This window comes from Streptomyces sp. MP131-18 (assembly GCF_001984575.1).
Taxonomy (GTDB): domain Bacteria; phylum Actinomycetota; class Actinomycetes; order Streptomycetales; family Streptomycetaceae; genus Streptomyces; species Streptomyces johnsoniae.
The window spans coordinates 1,330,483-1,346,780 of the sequence record NZ_LZNS01000001.1 but is presented as its reverse complement, the minus strand read 5'-3'; the positions used below and the strand labels follow the sequence as shown (position 1 = coordinate 1,346,780).

At 68.5% G+C, this 16,298-nt stretch carries 15 protein-coding genes; 4 read left to right on the top strand and 11 right to left on the bottom strand.

Features of this window, described 5'->3' with window-relative positions:
• Positions 1–400 precede the first annotated feature (400 nt).
• From STBA_RS05860 to STBA_RS05845, 4 genes are all read left to right on the top strand, one after another.
• Positions 401–1,783 carry an alpha-L-arabinofuranosidase C-terminal domain-containing protein gene (locus STBA_RS05860; RefSeq protein ID WP_253194555.1) on the top strand — a complete coding sequence of 461 codons (1,383 nt, stop codon included), beginning with the start codon at positions 401–403 and terminating at the stop codon, positions 1,781–1,783.
• Between the two features lie 161 nt (positions 1,784–1,944).
• Positions 1,945–3,840: a glycosyltransferase gene (locus STBA_RS05855; protein WP_077058221.1), complete on the top strand. Its 1,896-nt coding sequence runs from the start codon at positions 1,945–1,947 to the stop codon at positions 3,838–3,840.
• Positions 3,841–3,865: 25 nt separating this feature from the next.
• Positions 3,866–5,002 (top strand): UDP-galactopyranose mutase, encoded by a 1,137-nt coding sequence (gene glf / locus STBA_RS05850; RefSeq protein ID WP_077058220.1) that lies wholly within the window; start codon positions 3,866–3,868, stop codon positions 5,000–5,002.
• A gap of 30 nt (positions 5,003–5,032) precedes the next feature.
• Complete coding sequence (locus tag STBA_RS05845) at positions 5,033–5,725, top strand: response regulator transcription factor (protein WP_077058219.1); 693 nt, start codon at positions 5,033–5,035, stop codon at positions 5,723–5,725.
• On the opposite strand, the gene STBA_RS05840 is transcribed toward STBA_RS05845, so the two are convergent.
• The 11 genes from STBA_RS05840 to STBA_RS05790 form a co-directional block, all read right to left on the bottom strand.
• The gene (locus STBA_RS05840) at positions 5,682–6,560 is read right to left on the bottom strand and encodes a glycosyltransferase family 2 protein (RefSeq protein WP_077058218.1); all 879 of its coding nucleotides are present in this window, start codon (positions 6,558–6,560) and stop codon (positions 5,682–5,684) included. The genes STBA_RS05845 and STBA_RS05840 overlap by 44 nt on opposite strands.
• Positions 6,561–6,631: 71 nt before the next feature.
• A complete protein-coding gene (locus tag STBA_RS38665) occupies positions 6,632–7,597 on the bottom strand; it encodes a sulfotransferase family protein (RefSeq protein ID WP_366510919.1) in 966 nt (321 codons plus the stop codon).
• The gene (locus STBA_RS05830) at positions 7,594–8,691 is read right to left on the bottom strand and encodes a M20/M25/M40 family metallo-hydrolase (RefSeq protein WP_077058216.1); all 1,098 of its coding nucleotides are present in this window, start codon (positions 8,689–8,691) and stop codon (positions 7,594–7,596) included. Before STBA_RS05830 ends, STBA_RS38665 begins: the two co-directional genes overlap by 4 nt.
• Complete coding sequence (locus tag STBA_RS05825; RefSeq protein ID WP_077058215.1) at positions 8,688–9,527, bottom strand: [LysW]-aminoadipate kinase; 840 nt, start codon at positions 9,525–9,527, stop codon at positions 8,688–8,690. The genes STBA_RS05830 and STBA_RS05825 overlap by 4 nt, the downstream gene beginning before the upstream one ends.
• Positions 9,528–9,537: 10 nt before the next feature.
• Entirely contained in the window at positions 9,538–10,575 is a 1,038-nt protein-coding gene (argC, locus tag STBA_RS05820; protein ID WP_077058214.1) for an N-acetyl-gamma-glutamyl-phosphate reductase, read from the bottom strand.
• On the bottom strand, positions 10,572–11,435 hold the full coding sequence (locus STBA_RS05815; protein ID WP_077058213.1) for a RimK family alpha-L-glutamate ligase: 864 nt from the start codon (positions 11,433–11,435) through the stop codon (positions 10,572–10,574). Before STBA_RS05815 ends, argC begins: the two co-directional genes overlap by 4 nt.
• The gene (locus tag STBA_RS05810; RefSeq protein ID WP_077058212.1) at positions 11,432–12,391 is read right to left on the bottom strand and encodes a transketolase C-terminal domain-containing protein; all 960 of its coding nucleotides are present in this window, start codon (positions 12,389–12,391) and stop codon (positions 11,432–11,434) included. The genes STBA_RS05815 and STBA_RS05810 overlap by 4 nt, the downstream gene beginning before the upstream one ends.
• Positions 12,388–13,284, bottom strand: a complete 897-nt coding sequence (locus STBA_RS05805; protein WP_079251740.1) for a transketolase — start codon at positions 13,282–13,284, stop codon at positions 12,388–12,390. The genes STBA_RS05810 and STBA_RS05805 overlap by 4 nt, the downstream gene beginning before the upstream one ends.
• On the bottom strand, positions 13,281–14,609 hold the full coding sequence (locus STBA_RS05800; protein ID WP_216355912.1) for a DegT/DnrJ/EryC1/StrS family aminotransferase: 1,329 nt from the start codon (positions 14,607–14,609) through the stop codon (positions 13,281–13,283). Before STBA_RS05800 ends, STBA_RS05805 begins: the two co-directional genes overlap by 4 nt.
• 52 nt (positions 14,610–14,661) lie before the next feature.
• Entirely contained in the window at positions 14,662–15,705 is a 1,044-nt protein-coding gene (locus STBA_RS05795; RefSeq protein ID WP_077058211.1) for a BtrH N-terminal domain-containing protein, read from the bottom strand.
• A complete protein-coding gene (locus STBA_RS05790; RefSeq protein ID WP_077058210.1) occupies positions 15,695–16,273 on the bottom strand; it encodes a hypothetical protein in 579 nt (192 codons plus the stop codon). Before STBA_RS05790 ends, STBA_RS05795 begins: the two co-directional genes overlap by 11 nt.
• Between the last annotated feature and the right edge of the window lie 25 nt (positions 16,274–16,298).

The window sequence follows — 16,298 nt, the reverse complement described above, 5'->3', positions numbered from 1 at the left end:
CCCCTCCTGGATCACACGATGCTGACAAACCCCGGTCCCAGGGCCCGCTGGACACCCTACCGTGCGTGGCGGACACACCATCACCCTTCCGTCAGGTTGTGGTCGTGCAGCATCCTGAAGTAGATCAGCTATGGACGAAAGTGACACTTACTGCGAATCCTTTGAACCAGGTAGACACTGCGACGACTTGGCTGTGCGCAGGAAGCTAAACTCGCTGGCACGTCCATCTCATATGGCCGGCTCGGTTCGACGCGAATGGACAGTCATGACAACGGCGACCGTACGAGTCGATAGGGACTTCCGCATCGGTGCAATCGACCGCCGCCTCTTCGGATTCTTCGTCGAGCACATGGGCCGTGGTGTCTACGGCGGTGTGTACGACCCTGGACACCCTTCGACGGTGGCTGACACGAACTTCCGTGGCGATGTGCTGGAGCTGACCCGGGAACTCGGGGCCACCACGATGCGCTATCCCGGCGGGAACTTCGTCTCCAGCCACCGCTGGGAAGATGGCGTCGGTCCACTGAAGGATCGTCCTCGTACGCTCGACCTCGCCTGGCGCACCGTGGAGAGCAACGCATTCGGTCTGCACGAGTTCATGGACTGGACGGACCGCGCCGGGGTGGACCCGTACATGGTGGTCAATCTGGGCACCCGGGGCCCCGGCGAAGCAGCCGCTCTCGTGGAGTACTGCAACGTGGCGAAGGGAACCACACTGGCCGAGCTCCGTCAGAAAAACGGCGTGGACGCCCCCTTCGGGGTGCAGCTGTGGGGTCTCGGTAACGAGATGGACGGCTCCTGGCAGGTCGGACACCGCAGCGCGCGTTCGTACGGTGAGGTGGCCGGCCAGGCGGCCCAGGCCATGAAGCTCGTGGACAGCAGCATCGAGACGGTGCTGTGCGGCAGCTCCAACATGACGATGCCGACGTACGCGAGCTGGGAAGCCGAAGCCCTGGACGCAGCCTACGAGCACATCGACTACGTGTCACTGCACCAGTACTACGACCCCGAGAAGTACGACGAACAGTCCTTTCTGGCATCCGCATGCTCCATGGACCGGCACATCGAGGACGCCATCGCGGCGGTGGACTTCGTGCGGGCACGCCAGCACCGGCAGCGCCGCATCCATCTGGCGTACGACGAGTGGAATGTGTGGTATCAGTCCCGGTTCCGGGAGCCGTACGAGTGGTCGTCGATGTCCGAAAGCCCCCGCGTCCTCATCGAGGACGACTTCACCGTCAGGGACGCTGTCGTCGCGGGCAGTCTGCTGATGACACTGCTCCGTCATGCGGACCGGGTCCGCATCGCCTGCCAGGCTCAACTCGTCAACGTCATCGCGCCGATCAGGACCTTCGGCTCCGGGTCCGCCTGGAAACAGCCGATCTTCTATCCCTTCGCCCTCACCGCCCGCCACGCCCGTGGCGACGTGCTGAGGTCCGAACTCAGCGCTCCGACGATCGATACGGAGAGATTCGGACCCGTCCCCGCCGTGGACGTGGTGGCGACGCACGACGAGACCGACGGCAAAGTCGCGATCTTCGCCGTCAACAGAAGTCGGCAGCCCATCACTCTCCAGGGCGCAACCACCGGCTTCGGTGAGCTGACCGTCACCGGTCACCACGTGCTGGCGGACGAGGACACCTCGGCCGTCAACACTCCTGAGAATCCTCTCCGTGTGCGACCCCGGGACCTCCCGGTCACCTCGGCCGGGACGGGCAACTGCCGACAGACTCTCCCTCCTGTCTCCTGGAACCTCATCACCCTCGCTCCAGCCGCTCCATGAGCCGGCGTCGTGTGCCGGGTACGCCGTGCGCGCCTGCCGGGGCGATGCCAAGCGACGGACCGGGGTCGTAGCACCGGCGGGCGAGTGCGAGCACGGCTGCGGCCCTCGACGGCTCGGGCCGAAAGTCCGCTGCAGGACATCAACGTAGGGAGGACGGGGACATGGATCAGTATCGCCCGCCCCACGGTCTCGTGAAGCAACAGCATGTCGACACCGTGCTGCAACGGATACTGCTGCCCGGCGATCACGCACAACGGGGGCATGTGTCCCTGCTGCTGGAATCCACAGGAGGTGCCACTGCCGACTTCCGCGAGAGGATGGTCCTCCCAGCCGGCCACACGGTGTCCTTCTGCAGCTATCTCAACGCGTTCCCCGCGGGCTACTGGGCCCGCTGGTCGATTCTGGATCGGGTACGCCTCAGTCTGGAGGTGGTGGGGAACGCAGTGGTCAGGGTGTACCGTTCCTCCGCCGACGGCGAGGCCGAAGTCGCGGAGGAGGTCCGGCATCAAGGTCAAGGCGATGTCGACATCGAGCTGCCGCTGACCGGTTTCGACGACGGCGGCTGGTACTGGTTCGAATTGTCCCCGCAGAAGCAGCGGAACGTGGAACTCCTCCGGGGCTCGTGGAATGCCCTCACGCCCGCACCGGGCCGGGCCGCTGCCGTCGTCGGAATGCCGACCTTCAACCGCCCGCAGGACTGCCTGGCAACCATGCGGGTGGTGGCCGGCCATCCGGCGCTGCGCGCTGTGGTCAAGCGACTGGTGGTGGTGGACCAGGGCAGCGACAAGGTCACCGCACAGCCGGGGTACCAACGCCTGGCGGACGACTTCGGCGAGCAGCTTCTCGTGGTCGACCAGCCCAACCTCGGCGGCAGCGGAGGATATGCACAGGTGATGCGGCGCGCGCTGGACGTACCCGAGTGCGAGCAGATCGTCTTCATGGACGACGACATCGTTTTGGAGCCGGACTGTCTGCTGCGCGGCATCGCGTTCGCGCGCTACGCGGCGCACCCGCTGCTCGTCGGTGGACAGATGCTGAATCGGGAACTGCCGTCACAGCTCTATGTCATGGGAGAACTCATCGACCGGCGTGCTTTCACCTGGCTGAAGCCGTCGCATTCGGAGTACGACCACGACTTCTCGACCCGCCCACTCCGTGAAACACCGTGGCTGCACCGGCGCATCGACGTCTCCTACAACAGCTGGTGGACCTGCGTCATCCCCAGAACGGTGGCGGAGAAGGTCGGCGGGCCACTGCCGCTGTTCCTGAAGTGGGACGACGTGGAATACGGACTGCGGTCCGCGAGCCGGGGATTCCCCACCGTATCCGTCCCCGGCATCGCGGTCTGGCACGAGCCTTGGTGGAAGAAGGACGAGGAGAACAACTGGCAGACGTACTTCCACAGCCGCAACAGGATGGTGGCGGCCGCGCTGCACGGACGGTTGCCGCATTTCCCCGCTCTCTTCGGTGCTCATCTGAGGGACACCCTCCGCCACCTCGTGAGCATGCAGTACTGGAACGTCGCCCTGCGCGGCGCCGGAGTCCGGGACTTCCTGCAGGGCCCCGACGCTCTGTCGTCGTCTCTGCCGACCGCCAGGCAGCGGGCAGCGCGGGCGTTCGAGCGCTTCGCGCCGGTGACAGGACCGGTCGAGGTCACCGAGACCCCCCTGGGGGACGGCGCCGGAGATCTTCCCCGGCAGGTGGCACAACCGCCCGGAACCTCCGGAGCGTCCATGTTCCGCCTCTTGGTGGAACTTGTCCGGGGTTGTCTTCCTGTCTCCGGCGGACATGCCGGCCATGGGCACCCCCGCTTGTCCACCGACCAGGCCGCGTGGCACGTTCTGGCCGCTCTCGGTGGCGCGGCCGTCACCAGCCCGGACGGAAGCCACTGGACCCTCAGAGAACGTCGACCGGATGTCTTCCGGAAACTTCTGGCCGAGACGCTGATCAGCCACGGCAGGCTCGCCCTCGCGTTTCCCCGGACGAGATCGAAGTACCGACGAAATCGCCAACGACTTGAGTCGCTGCGCCGGCCCTCAATTCGTAAATCAGTTTGATCGCACGGATGAATGGATCGTCGAGATGGACATACTCGTTGTCGGAGCCGGACTGTTCGGCCTCACCGTCGCCGAGCGATGTGCTTCCGAGCTCGGGCTTCGCGTCACGGTCATGGAGCGCCGTTCCCATCTCGGAGGCAACGCGTACAGCGAGGACGATCCGGAAACCGGAATAGAGGTGCATCGCTACGGGTCCCACCTCTTCCATACGTCCAACGACAGGGTATGGGCGTATGTGAACCGCTTCACCGAGTTCACCGATTACCGGCATCACGTGTACACGGTGCACGGCGGAAAGATCTACTCCATGCCGATCAATCTCGGCACCATCTGCGGTTTCTTCGGCAGAGCGCTGACACCGGACGATGCACGGGCCCTGGTGCGGGAACAGGCGGCCGAGGCGACCGATCCGGAAACGCTTGAGGGCAAGGCCGTCTCGATGATCGGACGCCCGCTCTACGAGGCGTTCATCCGGCACTATACGGCGAAGCAGTGGCAGACGGACCCGCGAGACCTCCCTGCCGATATCATCGGCAGGCTCCCGGTGCGCTACACATTCAACAGCAGGTATTTTTCCGATGCGCACGAGGGGTTGCCGAAGGACGGGTACGGCGCGTGGCTGCGGTCCATGGCCGACCACCGGAACATCGAGGTGCGGCTCGACACCGATTTCTTCGAGTACCGGAAAAAGGTACCGCCCGGCGTTCCCATCGTGTACACGGGTCCCTTGGACCGGTATTTCGACTATGTGGAAGGTGAGTTGGGGTGGCGCACCCTTGACTTCCAGACCGAGGTGCGGGCAACGGGTGACTTCCAGGGCGCATCCGTCGTGAACTACGCGGACCCGGACGTTCCGTTCACTCGGATCCACGAATTCAGACACCTGCATCCGGAGCGGGATCACTACCCTGCCGACAAGACGGTCATCATGCGCGAGTTCTCAAGGTTCGCCGGCCCTTCGGACGAGCCCTACTACCCCATCAATTCACGGAGCGACCGGAAGATCCTGTCCCGTTACCGGGAGCGGGCCCGAGCCGAACCCGACGTGTTTTTCGGGGGACGCCTCGGCGCCTATAAGTATCTCGACATGCATATGGCCATCGGTTCGGCGCTGAGCCTCTTCGACAACCACCTGCTGCCGCGCTTCGCCGCAGTGATGTGACGCTCTGGCAGTCGTCGAGTGGAGAGTCAAATGAGTATTGAGGTCGTTGTCTGTGCATCGCTCGCGATTACCCGCGAAGGGCTGCGCACCATGCTGAGTGCGGCGCCGCGCGTGTCGGTGGTGGAGGTCGTGACAGATCCCCGCGACTGCTTCGCGGCCCGGCGGACGACGCACTCCGACCTCGTCGTCGCCGACCTTTCGGCAACCACCCGTGAGCCGGGCGAAATGACGCCCTGGCTCCGGGCCGGAAGCGAGACCTGCCCACCGGTGCTGGTGGTCTCCCACGAGACGACCGCCGCCGCGACGAACGCTCTCCTCGAGGCCGGCGTCCGGGGTGTCGTCGCGAGCGACGCCGATTCGGTCGAGATGATCCGGGCCGTTGAGACGGTGGCGAGCGGGAATATCTATGTGATGCCCTCCCTGGCCGGCGATCTCATCAACTGGCTCAGGGCGAGGACGGCCATCGTGGACCGCGTGCTTCAGGTGCGTGCTCAGACACTCACCCGCCGGGAGCGCGAAATACTGGTGACGCTGGCTCTGGGCAACTCACTGGACGATACCGCGCGCACCTTGTTCATCAGTTCGTCGACGGTCCGTACCCACCTCTACAGAATCCGCCAGAAGCTGTATGTACGTGACCGGGCGGAGCTCGTCTCCTTTGCCTTCCGGGCCGGCATCGTCAGTCCGGTGGACGGGCCGGCAGCACCGGCCGCGGCCGGGTGAAGACGCCCTCCCACAGCCCTTGGACCAGGTACCGGACGAACAGGTCCTTCCTGCGGGCGTTCCTCGCCTGCGACCAGATCCCCGACCAGAACGCCTCGGCGGCGCGTTCCCGGCCCCGGGCCGAGCCGAGTCGGCGGTGCTTGAGGAGCCAGATCCTGTTCCGCACGTCGAAACGCAGACGGGAGCCGAGGTCCTTCCACTCCGGCTTGTTCGGATGCGCAACGATGCTGGTCGTGCTCGCGAGTCCGCCGGCCAGGGTCTGGAGTCTGGAGGTGTACTCCGAGTCATCCCACCAGATGAAGAAATCCGAGATGGGAAGGTAGGTGCTCCTGGCCGTCTCCAGATTGATGAGCACGCCCACGAAGGTCGAGTGCGCCGCCGGGTAGGTGTCGGAAGGCGTGGACAATCCACGGTTCTCCGCCACGGGGATGCGCAGCGGGATGTGGCTGGGGATCTTGGTGCCGTCGGGTGCGAGCACCGTCGACGCGACGAAGCCGGACTTGTTCCCGGTGGCGTGCATCGCGGAAAGCAGCGGCTCCAGGGCGTCTTCCCTCGGTTCGGCGTCGTCGTCCATGAGCCAGGCGAAGCTGTGACCGCGCCCGAGCAGGGTGTCGACCCCCAGTGAGAAGCCGCCGGCGCCGCCGATGTTCGTCCGAGTGCGCACCACCGTGACGGACGGAAACTCGCGGCGCATCATGTCGACACTGCCATCGCTCGAATTGTTGTCGACAACCAGGATCTCGTCCAGGGACCGAGTCTGCGCGAGCAGCGCCGACAGGCATTTCCGCAGAAGGTCGCACCTGTTGTGCGACACGACAAGGGCCGCGACGGTCATTGCTTCTCCTTTTGATTGCTGCTGTCGTGCCAGGGCGGTGTGCCGGTCGGGCCTTCGTTCCGAGAAACCTTCTATTCTCCCCAGTCCTCCTCGACATCCGGAGCGAGGGCCAGCAGAAGCGGTTCGAGGCTGACCACCTCAAGCTCGCTCCGGCATTCGCCGCATTCGACGATCTCGTTGAGCAGTACGGTGTCCTGGCAGCTGATCGGGCTCTCGCACATCGGGCAGTCCGACTTCGCGCTGTCCGGCTGGTCCGTCACCTCTGTTGTCATTTCTCCACTGCCTTGCGTTCGTTCGTGCACGGATTTTCCGGTCCTCGGTGTCAGCCGACGCTCAAACAGTTTGTGAAAGTACGGCAGGTGATACTGAAGGAAATCGCTCAGGAGAGGGTGGTTGTCCACCGTGTCCGGGTAGTTCGTCCCCACATCGGCGAAACCGGTCGTGCGGCTCGTCTGTTGGTGCCAGCGGCTGGTCCTTTGCCACTGCGGCAGCAGGCCCGCCTCCCAGGACAAGGCCGCCGGGACGAACCGCAGTCCGACCACATCGCAGTACGTCCGCACCGTGTTCGCCGGGTCCGCCACCAGATCCTCGGAGCTGATCACCACCGGTTCGGTTCCAGTGGCCGCGTGCACCGCGTCATAGATTTCCGCCAGCCGGCCGAAGCCGATGTCGTCCCGGCCCACATCCGGATTGAGGGCGTAGTGCGAGGCGATGACCGGTGCAGGGTGCCGCACGATGAATGTATGGGTGGCCTCGCGCAGGAATTCCGTGTCCGCCAGCAGCCCCTCGTAGCGGAAGTCGGTGGTGTCCTTGAAGAACACCGGGTTCTTCGTGGCCTGCCGGCGGATCGCGGCGATGAGCTCCTCCTCGCTGCGGGCCTCGCCCTCGCCGATCGTGGCGTGACCGAAATCGAGCAGGTGTGAGAACGGCTCGTGCAGCACGGTGTGGTCGCCGCGCTTGACCATCATGCGCAGAAACGCGGTGGATCGTGACCGCGGAGCGCTCCACAGCGCCAGGATGCGAGGCGGCCGTGTCATGACAGCCGCCCGTCTGTCGCCGCCCACGCTCTGTCCGGTGAGAGGGAGGCGGGAAGAGCGGTGAGCGCTTCGGAGAGTATCGATATCGACCGGTGGTATTCCGAGAGCACGATGTGCTCGTCTTCCGTGTGGTCGAGCCGGCTGTCCCCGGGACCGTAGGTGGCCATCGGAACCTTCCAGTGCTCAGAGACCGTGTTCATGTCCGAGGTGGCTGTCTTGACCTTGGCCCGCGGCGGCAGATTCTGCGCACGGATCGCGCGCGTCAGCGCACGGACCACGGGGTCGGTCCGCCGCACCCGGCACGCCGGCACCGCATGGACGACACTCACCTCGCCCCGCCCGACGCGCTGTCGGAGTGCCTCGGCACAGGAGTCGGCGTCGAAGCCCGGCGGTGTCCGGACGGTGAGATGTGCCGAGGCGGTCGTCAGATCCGCGTTCAGTCGGGTGAGTGTGACGCCGGGGCGGTCGAAGGCGAAATGGGAGGTGGGGCCGAGAACGTCCAGCAGCGACCGCCACGCGAGCACCGCGAGTTCCGTCGCCCGCGGCTCAGGACTGGTCGGGTGTGCCGCGGGACAGCGCACGTCGTAGCGGAGGTCGAGTCGCCCCTTGTAGCCCAGGACCACCGTGTCCACGCCACTCGGCTCGCCGATGATCAGCGCGTCCGGACGGTGTCCACGACGGACGAGCTCGGTGGCACCACGCGAGCCCGGGGTCTCCTCCTCCACCGCCGCGACCAGGCACAGCCGTCCCCGGAAGGCATGTGCGTTGACGGCGGCGCACACCATGGCCGCCAGCGGTCCTTTCGCGTCCACCGTGCCCCGCCCGTAGAGGCGGCCGTCGGTACATCTCACCCGGGGCGTGCCAGGGGCGGTGTCCATGTGGGCCAGTAACAGGACGGTCGGCCCCGGCCCACGGTCGAGCTCGCCGACCACGTTGCCGGCCGGGTCCAAGGAGGCGGTGAAGCCCCATTGCCGCAGGCGTCCCACCAGATAACGTGCCAGCGCGGCCTCATGACAGGACTCCGACGGAATCTCGACGAGCCGGCGCAGCAGCTCCGTCGCCTCGCGCGCGGAGACCTCGGGACGCCTGTTCATCCGCGCCTCCGCACATCGCCGGACGCCATCTTCAGGGTGGTTCCCCTGCCCTCCATCGCCGCGCGTACCGGACGTTCCAGCCGGCCGTCCGCCACCACCACCCGCGGCACCCCCGCACGCAGCGCCTGCTCCCCGGCGTGGATCTTCACCGCCATGCCACCCTGGACGTCGGCGTCGACCGCACCGTTGTCCACGTGGCACACCGGCAGCACGGATTCCTCGTCGTGCGGATCGCGGTATACGCCACGCGCTGCCGTCAGCATGATCAGGCTCGTTGCCGACAGGGCCGAGGCGACGGCGGCTGCCATGCGGTCGGCGTCGACGTTCACGGCGGCGCCGTCCTCGGTGATCGCGGGTGGGGAGAGCACCGGCACCAGGTCCGACGCGAGCAGCCGCCGCAGGAGACGGGCGTTCACACGCTCGATGAGCCCGGCGTGGTTGTCCCGGACGACAAGGACGCGGCCGTCGACGACGGTACGTGTGGCGGACTTGCGCCGGGCGAGTACCAGGCCCGCGTCCATGCCGGTCAGCCCCGCCGCCGGTACCGACGCTTTCGCCAGCTCGCTGACGAACCTGGGCTTGACCACGCCGCCGAGGGCCAGCTGCACCACTTCCAGCATGTCCTCGTCGGTGTGCCGGACCACCGTCCCGTTCGTGGTGCGCAGCCGACGCCGCGGTACTCCCAGCCGGTCGGCGAACCGGTCGATGTCCACCGAGCCCCCGTGGACCAGCACCACCCGGTGGCCCGTCGAGCGCAGCCGGGCGAGATCGCGGCACACCGCCCCCGGTTCGACTGCCGTGTGTCCCCCGCACTTCACCACCGTGAGCTCCGTCATCGCCAACTCCTCAGATCGGGTGCAGTCCGGGAAACATGAGCCCGAGCCCTTCCGGCCAGTTCATGCGCAGGTTCATGCACTGCACGGCGTTGCCCGCGCCGCCCTTCATCAGGTTGTCCAGCGCTCCGACGACGATGGCCGCGTTGGCCGGGCCGGGCCCGGTGCCCGTCGCGAAGCCGACGTCGCACAGATTCGATCCGGACAGGATCTTCGGCTCGGGGAGGCGGTAATTGCCGCGTTTCGCGGCCACCACGCGCACGAACCTCTCGTCCCGGTAGTGATGGCGGTAGGCCCGGCGCACCGTCAACTCGTCCACGCCCTCGCGCAGGGTCACATGGCAGACGACCTGCACGCCGCGCACCGCCTCGAACCCGGTCGCCGTCATGGTCACGGCCCGCCCGGTCTCCTGGCTGATCTCGGCCTCGTGGCGATGTCCCACGGGTGCGAAGACCCGCATCGCGCCGCTGCGTTCGGCATGGAGGTTGTGCCCGCCCGCTCCGGCGCCCGAGCCGCTCGAACCGGTGCGTGCGTCCACCACGACCCGGCCCGTGATCAGGTCACCGGCGGCCAGCGGATGCAGGGCCAGGACGGCCGCCGCGGCGGTGCAACCCGGTACGGCGATGCGGTCCGCACCGCGCAGCTCGGCCCGGTGCAGCTCGGGCAGCCCGTACACGAAGGAGTCCAACGCGCCGGGCGCACGGTGGGGGAGGCCGTAATAACGCCGGAAGACGGCCGGATCGCGCAGCCGGAAGTCGGCGGACAGGTCGATGACCAGTTCCGCCAGGCCGCTCCAGCGGGCGAGCCGGCCCATCGTCTCGGTGTGCCGCAGGGCCAGGAAGGCCACGTCGTAGCGGCTCAGGTTCTCCGGGGCGAGAAACCGCTGGTCCGTCAGACCGCGCAGGTTGGGATGGCTGCCGTCGATCCGGCGGCCGGCCAGCCGCGAGGAGGTGACCGCGGCGACCTCGACCCGCGGGTGGAGCAGCAGCAGGCGCAGCAGTTCGCCGCCGATGTATCCGGCGCCTCCGACGACGGCCACCCGGATACTCATCGGACCTGCCGCAGGACGTGGTCCACCAGGCGTGCGGCGATATCGACCCGGTCCGCCGCCGCGGCCTGCAGCCCGGCGAACTCGACGCGGTGATTGACCTCCAGTACCTGAAGGGAGCCGTCGTCCGTCTCGATCAGGTCCACCCCCGCCATGCCGGCGCCGACGCAGGCGGCCGCCGCGACCGCGGTCGCGGCCACTTCGGCACTCGGTTCGCAGTACGTCCCGCGACCGCCCAGGGCGACATTGCCGCGCCAGTCGGCGCCGCGTCGCCACATCGCCGCCACCGGCTCGCCGCCGGCCACCAGCACCCGCAGTTCACGCCCGCCGCCGAGGTACTCCTGGACGCACACGATGCGGGACTGGGGATGGGGCAGCGCGGCGATGTACTCCAGCAGGGTCCGTCCCGTCCGCCGGTCGGGTACGAACGCGACCATCCGGCCCCACGATCCGACCAGAGGTTTGATCACGGCCGGGTAGCCGACGGCGGCGAGCGCGTCCAGCACCGCGTCCGGACTCAACGCGAGCACGGTCCGCGGCGTCCGCAGGCCCGCCCGTTCGAAGGCCAGGGCACTGCGCCATTTGTCCCCGCACACCTCGGTGGCCTCGGCCGAGTTGCAGACCCGCACTCCCTGGGCGTGCAGCGAACGGGCGGTGTGGACCGAGCGGTGGAAGCCGATCTCCCGGTTGATCGCCAGTCGCCACCGCCCGGCGGGTGTCCGTGCATCGGTCCAGAGCCTCCGGACATCGACCTGCTCGGAGGGGACACCGCGGCGCCTGAGCTCGGAGAGGATGCGCTTCTCCTCGACGCCCACCCGCGAGGCGAGTACGGCGACCGCCTTCTCGGCCACTGGCGTGCTCATACCGCCGTCCTCCGCCTGCCGGCCCGCAGTGCGCGCCGGATGCGTTCGGCGATCCCCGTCGCCGTGAGCTCCGCCGCGTCGAGCAACTGCTCCTGGGTCGCGGGACTTTGCGCGAAGCGGTCCGGGAAACCGAGCCGGACCAGGGGCGGTCCGCATGCGTCGGCCAGCACCTCGGCGACCGTGGAGCCCAGGCCGCCGGTGCGCCAGTGCTCCTCCACCGTGACGACCAGTCGCGCGGAGCAGACCCTGCCGAGGAGCGCGGCGGGGTCGAACGGTTTGAGCGTGTGCGCCTGCACCACCGCTGCGTGGGTGTTCTCGCGGCGGCGGAGCACGTCCGCGGCGGCCAGCGAGCGCAAGGTGGGCAGTGGGCCGGTGGCCACGATGACCACGTCGTCTCCGTCGCGCATGTCCTGGAGCTCGCCCACGGCCGGCGCGCCGCCGGTGCGGGGAAGCGCCCGGGTGGCTTTCCGGCCGAGGCGGACATAGGCGGGGCCCGAGCGGTCCCGTACCTGCTCCAGCAGGCTGACGCAGGCCGCGGCGTCGCCGGGTATCAGAACCGTCATATTGGGCAGGGCCCGCATCACGGCCAGATCCTCCAGTGCGTGATGGGTCGGGCCCAGGTGACCGGCAGCCACGCCTCCGTGGGTGGCCACGATGCACACGGGCAACGCGTTGTACGCGATGTCGATCTTCACCGCTTCAACGGCCCGGCTGGCGGCGAAGGCGGCCATCGTGTTGACGTACGGCCGCCATCCCGAGGCCGCCAGTCCAGCGGCAACTCCCATGGCGTTCTGCTCGGCGATGCCCAGATTCAGGTACCGCTCGGCGGCAGGACCGAAATCCGCACCCGCGAAGAGGCCGGTGTCGGTGTCCACGCAGACCACCTGGGGATCGGTCCGCATCAGCCGGATCAGATGGTCGCGGTAGGCGGTGCGGGTGGCGACCGGCCCGTTCATGCCCGTCCTCCGCGCCGCGCACCGATGTCGAGTATGCGGTGGGCGCGCTCGCGGTTCTCCGCGGAGAGCGTGACGTAGTGGCCTGCGGGCTTCCCCGCGAGGAACGGCAGCCCACGGCCCTTCACCGTATGAGCGATGACGACGCTGGGGCTGCCCGGCACCCAGGGCGTGCCGGCCAGCGCGTCCGACAGGGCCGCGTGGTCGTGCCCGTCCACCTCCCGCACCTCCCAGCCGAAGCCGCGCCAGCGCCCGGCCAGCGGTTCGACCGGGCAGACCTGTTCGGTCCCGCTCGCGAGCTGAAGCCCGTTGCGGTCCACGATGGCCACCAGGTTGTCGACTCCGTGTCCCGCACCGGCCATCACCGCTTCCCAGCACGAGCCTTCCTGCAACTCGCCGTCGCCCAGGAGAACGAAGGTGCGGCGTCGGCTCGCCGCCCAGCGAGCGGCCATCGCGAAGCCGATACCGAGCGACAAGCCGTGTCCGAGCGAGCCGGTCGGCATGTCGACACCGGGCACTGCGGTCACCGGGTGTCCCATCAGCCGTCCTGGGCGGTTCCCGAAGCCGCCCAGCTCCGCCACGGGCAGGAAGCCGCGCTCGGCCAGCGTGGCGTAGAGCGCGATGGCCGCGTGCCCCTTGCTCAGCAGGAAGATGTCCCGATCCTGATGGCGTGGGCGCGCCGGATCGACGCGCAGCACGGAGAAGTACAGGACCGCGAGGATGTCCGCCGCCGACATGGACCCGCCCAGGTGCCCGCCCTCCGGCGCGCCGCACATGTCCACGATGTGATGGCGGATGCGGTGTGCCAGCGCTTCCAGGTCCGCCTGGCCGACGACGGCGGGCTCCGGCGGACGCTCGGCCGCCTCCCCTGCTTCCGGCCTCGCCGTCGACGTCATACCGCCGCCCTTGCCATCGACGCGACGGTCGGGAGCCGGTGCCAGATCTTTTCGAACGCGGCGGCGTATTGCCGCAGCAGCTCACCGGCGGAGGGATGCAGATGTCTGCGCTGGAGGGTGAGCGAGTCCTCGACGATGCCGGTGGCCACCGGATGGGATGCCCGCGGGGGTGGTGGCCCGCCGGGCCATGGGCGGCCGCGCCTGGTGCCGAACCGGTCCGTGAAGACCTTCTGTTCGGGCAGCGGCATCACCTGGTACCGGGACACCGGCACGCCTTCGGCGCGCAGCAGCCGGTGGAGGGCACGCCGGAAGCCCGCGGGACTCACACCGTCCAGGCCGGCCGCCACCGGATCGAACCGGAAGCGCAGGATGTGCCACGCGTGGGTGGCACGGGGGTGGACCGTGGGCACGGTGATCCCCGGCAGCTCGGCGATCCTGGCCAGGAACGGGGGGATGTTGCGCTGCCGAGCGGCCTCGTACGCGGCGAACCTGTCCAGCTGGGACAGTGCGAACGCGGCCTGGAGCGGATTCATCTTGTAGTTCCAGCCCAGGATGCGGCTCTCGTAGTCGCGCTCCCGGCCGGAAACCATCTCCTCGCCGAACTGACGGGCCAGGGTGGCGCGTTCGCCCACCTCCGGGTCCGAGGTGGTGAGCAGTCCGCCCTCCCCGCAGGTGGGCAGGTTTTTCGTGACCTGCAGGCTGAAGGCCGCACAGTCGCCGAGCGAGCCGACGGGACGGCCGCGCCACGTCGCGCCGTGTGCCTGCGCCGCGTCCTCGATGACGGCGAGACCGTGCCGTTCCGCCAGCTCGCCCACGGTGTCCATGTCGGCCGGGTGCCCGTGCAGATGGACGGGGATGATCGCGGCCGTGCGCTCGGTGATCAGTTCCGCGGCCGACCGGGGGTCGAGGGTCATGGTGACCGGGTCGACGTCCGCGAAGACCGGCACCGCCGACAGGTGCAGCGGCGCCAGTCCGGTGGCGATGAAACTGAGCGCCGGCACGATCACCTCGTCTCCCGGCCCGACGCCCAGTGCGTACAGGGCGGTGGCCAGCGCGGTCGTGCCGTTGGCGGTGGCGACGCAGTGCGGGACGCCGCAGAACTCGGCCCAGCGGTCCTCCAGTTCGCTCACCGCGGTCGGTCCGTCGGCGTTGGACACCAGCGGACCGCCGTCCAGGACCGCCAGCAGCGTCGCCCGGTCCTCCTCGGTGATCACCGGCCAGGGGAGGTCGCGTGCGTCCTCGGGCACGGCCGGCGTTCCGCCGAACGCAGCGAGCTCGGCGCGTTTGCGCACGGCCGTGCCCGCCGGGCATCGTGTGGTTCCCACTACACCCTCCCTGGGCGAATGCTCGGAACGTCGGGCGACGCGGATCGTGTCATCACAGCTCCCGCATCGCTTCGCCGACGGCCGTCAGGGCGACCTCGTAGCACCTGCTGAGCCGGTCGAAGTGGTACAGCAGCCGCTCGGGCGACTTCCCCGGCCCGAGGGGCGAGGCGCTCCAGTGAGCCGCGGACACCCGTACCGCCGTCCAGCTGTGCGCCACCTGCTCCACGCGCCGACCGGCCTCTGACAGCCGGGACAGCTGCCATGCGGAACCGCACCGCCGCAGAAGTTCCCCGTGCAGGGCGGCCTGGCTCTGCTGGCTCCAGCCGTGTGTGTAGACCTCTCCGAGCGTCGGGGCGGCCCCGGCACGAACGGCGCGGGCGAGCAAGTCCCGGTAGCGACGCAGACCGTCCAGGCCGGACCAGTGGGCGGTCGGGGTGGTCCCGTCCTGGGTGAACCCACGCAGGTTCTCCGCCAGCACCTCGCGCAGCCGCTGCCGGGTCAGCGGTGGGCTCGGCGCGTCCACCCGGACCTGGAGCCAGCGCCCGCCGACCGGTTGGCCGCTGAAGAATCTGTCCTGGTGGTCGGGTGGACATGGCGAGTCGCACGCGCGCAGCAGGTCCTCGACGGCGAGGGCGCCCTGGAATGCGGGCGGCATGGCGTCGGAGACGTGGACCGTGCCGGAGTCGCGGTCCACGGCCCGGAGCACGAGCAGGTGGGCGGCGTGGACATCGTGATACGCGGGCCGGAACGGCAGGTGGTAGTTGTCGACGACGATGATCGGCAGCTCACCCCGTTCCAGCGCTTCCTGCCAGGGTGAGAGGGGATCGGACTCGTGCAGTGCCTGCCATCGGGACGTCACCTTCACGTGCGGCAGTACGCTGCGGGCGAGGTCACCCGGAACGCGGCACGGCCAGTAGAACTCCTCCGGCCGCACATCTCCCGGCAGATACCGGAACTCCCATGCCCGGCCGAGGGCGGCCAGCGGGTCCTCACCCGCGTGGATCAGTACCGTGGCCAGTGTCGACTGCAGGCAGCTGACCGGGTCCCGGTACCACTGGGCCACTTCGCTGTACTCACGCGTCGCATCAGCCGGCACCGTGGGACCTCCGCTCCGCCCCGCACAAGGTCATGGCGAGGATGTGGACGGCGAGGTTGTCCGGGAACCGGACGGCGCGCAGCCGTCCTCTGCGGGTGACCGGGACCCGCTGGGACCAGACGGTCGCCGGAACGTTCCGCTGTATGTGGTGGGGATAGTGCATGACGGTGGTGGTGAAGGCAGCGGTCTCGCCGAACACCGCGGGGGCCACCCAGAAGTCGGACACCCGCAACGGCTCGAAGTCCACGGCGCCATCGGCGAAGTGCAGCGCCATCTCGTCCTCGACCCTGCGCTCCGCGGTGGTGAGCAGGTAAACCCAGTCGTACGCACCGCAGGGGACCGGCGCCACCTGTCCGTCGCACCGTACGTTGTCGCATCGGTCGCCGTCGGCCTGCGGCAGGACGAACGGAACACCCTCGACGGTGACGCGTTGCCCGCACGGCAGTTCGTGCGCGGGCAGCGAGTTGCGCCAGACGTTGAACGCACCTGCCGAGGTGTTGTCCGGCCTCGTCAGGCCCACGTTGTTGTACCACGCCGACAGGTCGACACATGTGAAGCCCGCAGCCACGCCACACCACCACTCATCTCGTCAC

Coding starts and splice junctions, on each gene's coding strand:
- STBA_RS05855 (WP_077058221.1), top strand. CDS start 1,945: ATGGATCAGTATCGCCCGCCCCACGGTCTCGTGAAGCAACAGCATGTC.
- glf (WP_077058220.1), top strand. CDS start 3,866: ATGGACATACTCGTTGTCGGAGCCGGACTGTTCGGCCTCACCGTCGCC.
- STBA_RS05845 (WP_077058219.1), top strand. CDS start 5,033: ATGAGTATTGAGGTCGTTGTCTGTGCATCGCTCGCGATTACCCGCGAA.
- STBA_RS05840 (WP_077058218.1), bottom strand. CDS start 6,560: ATGACCGTCGCGGCCCTTGTCGTGTCGCACAACAGGTGCGACCTTCTG.
- STBA_RS38665 (WP_366510919.1), bottom strand. CDS start 7,597: ATGACACGGCCGCCTCGCATCCTGGCGCTGTGGAGCGCTCCGCGGTCA.
- STBA_RS05830 (WP_077058216.1), bottom strand. CDS start 8,691: ATGAACAGGCGTCCCGAGGTCTCCGCGCGCGAGGCGACGGAGCTGCTG.
- STBA_RS05825 (WP_077058215.1), bottom strand. CDS start 9,527: ATGACGGAGCTCACGGTGGTGAAGTGCGGGGGACACACGGCAGTCGAA.
- argC (WP_077058214.1), bottom strand. CDS start 10,575: ATGAGTATCCGGGTGGCCGTCGTCGGAGGCGCCGGATACATCGGCGGC.
- STBA_RS05815 (WP_077058213.1), bottom strand. CDS start 11,435: ATGAGCACGCCAGTGGCCGAGAAGGCGGTCGCCGTACTCGCCTCGCGG.
- STBA_RS05810 (WP_077058212.1), bottom strand. CDS start 12,391: ATGAACGGGCCGGTCGCCACCCGCACCGCCTACCGCGACCATCTGATC.
- STBA_RS05805 (WP_079251740.1), bottom strand. CDS start 13,284: ATGACGTCGACGGCGAGGCCGGAAGCAGGGGAGGCGGCCGAGCGTCCG.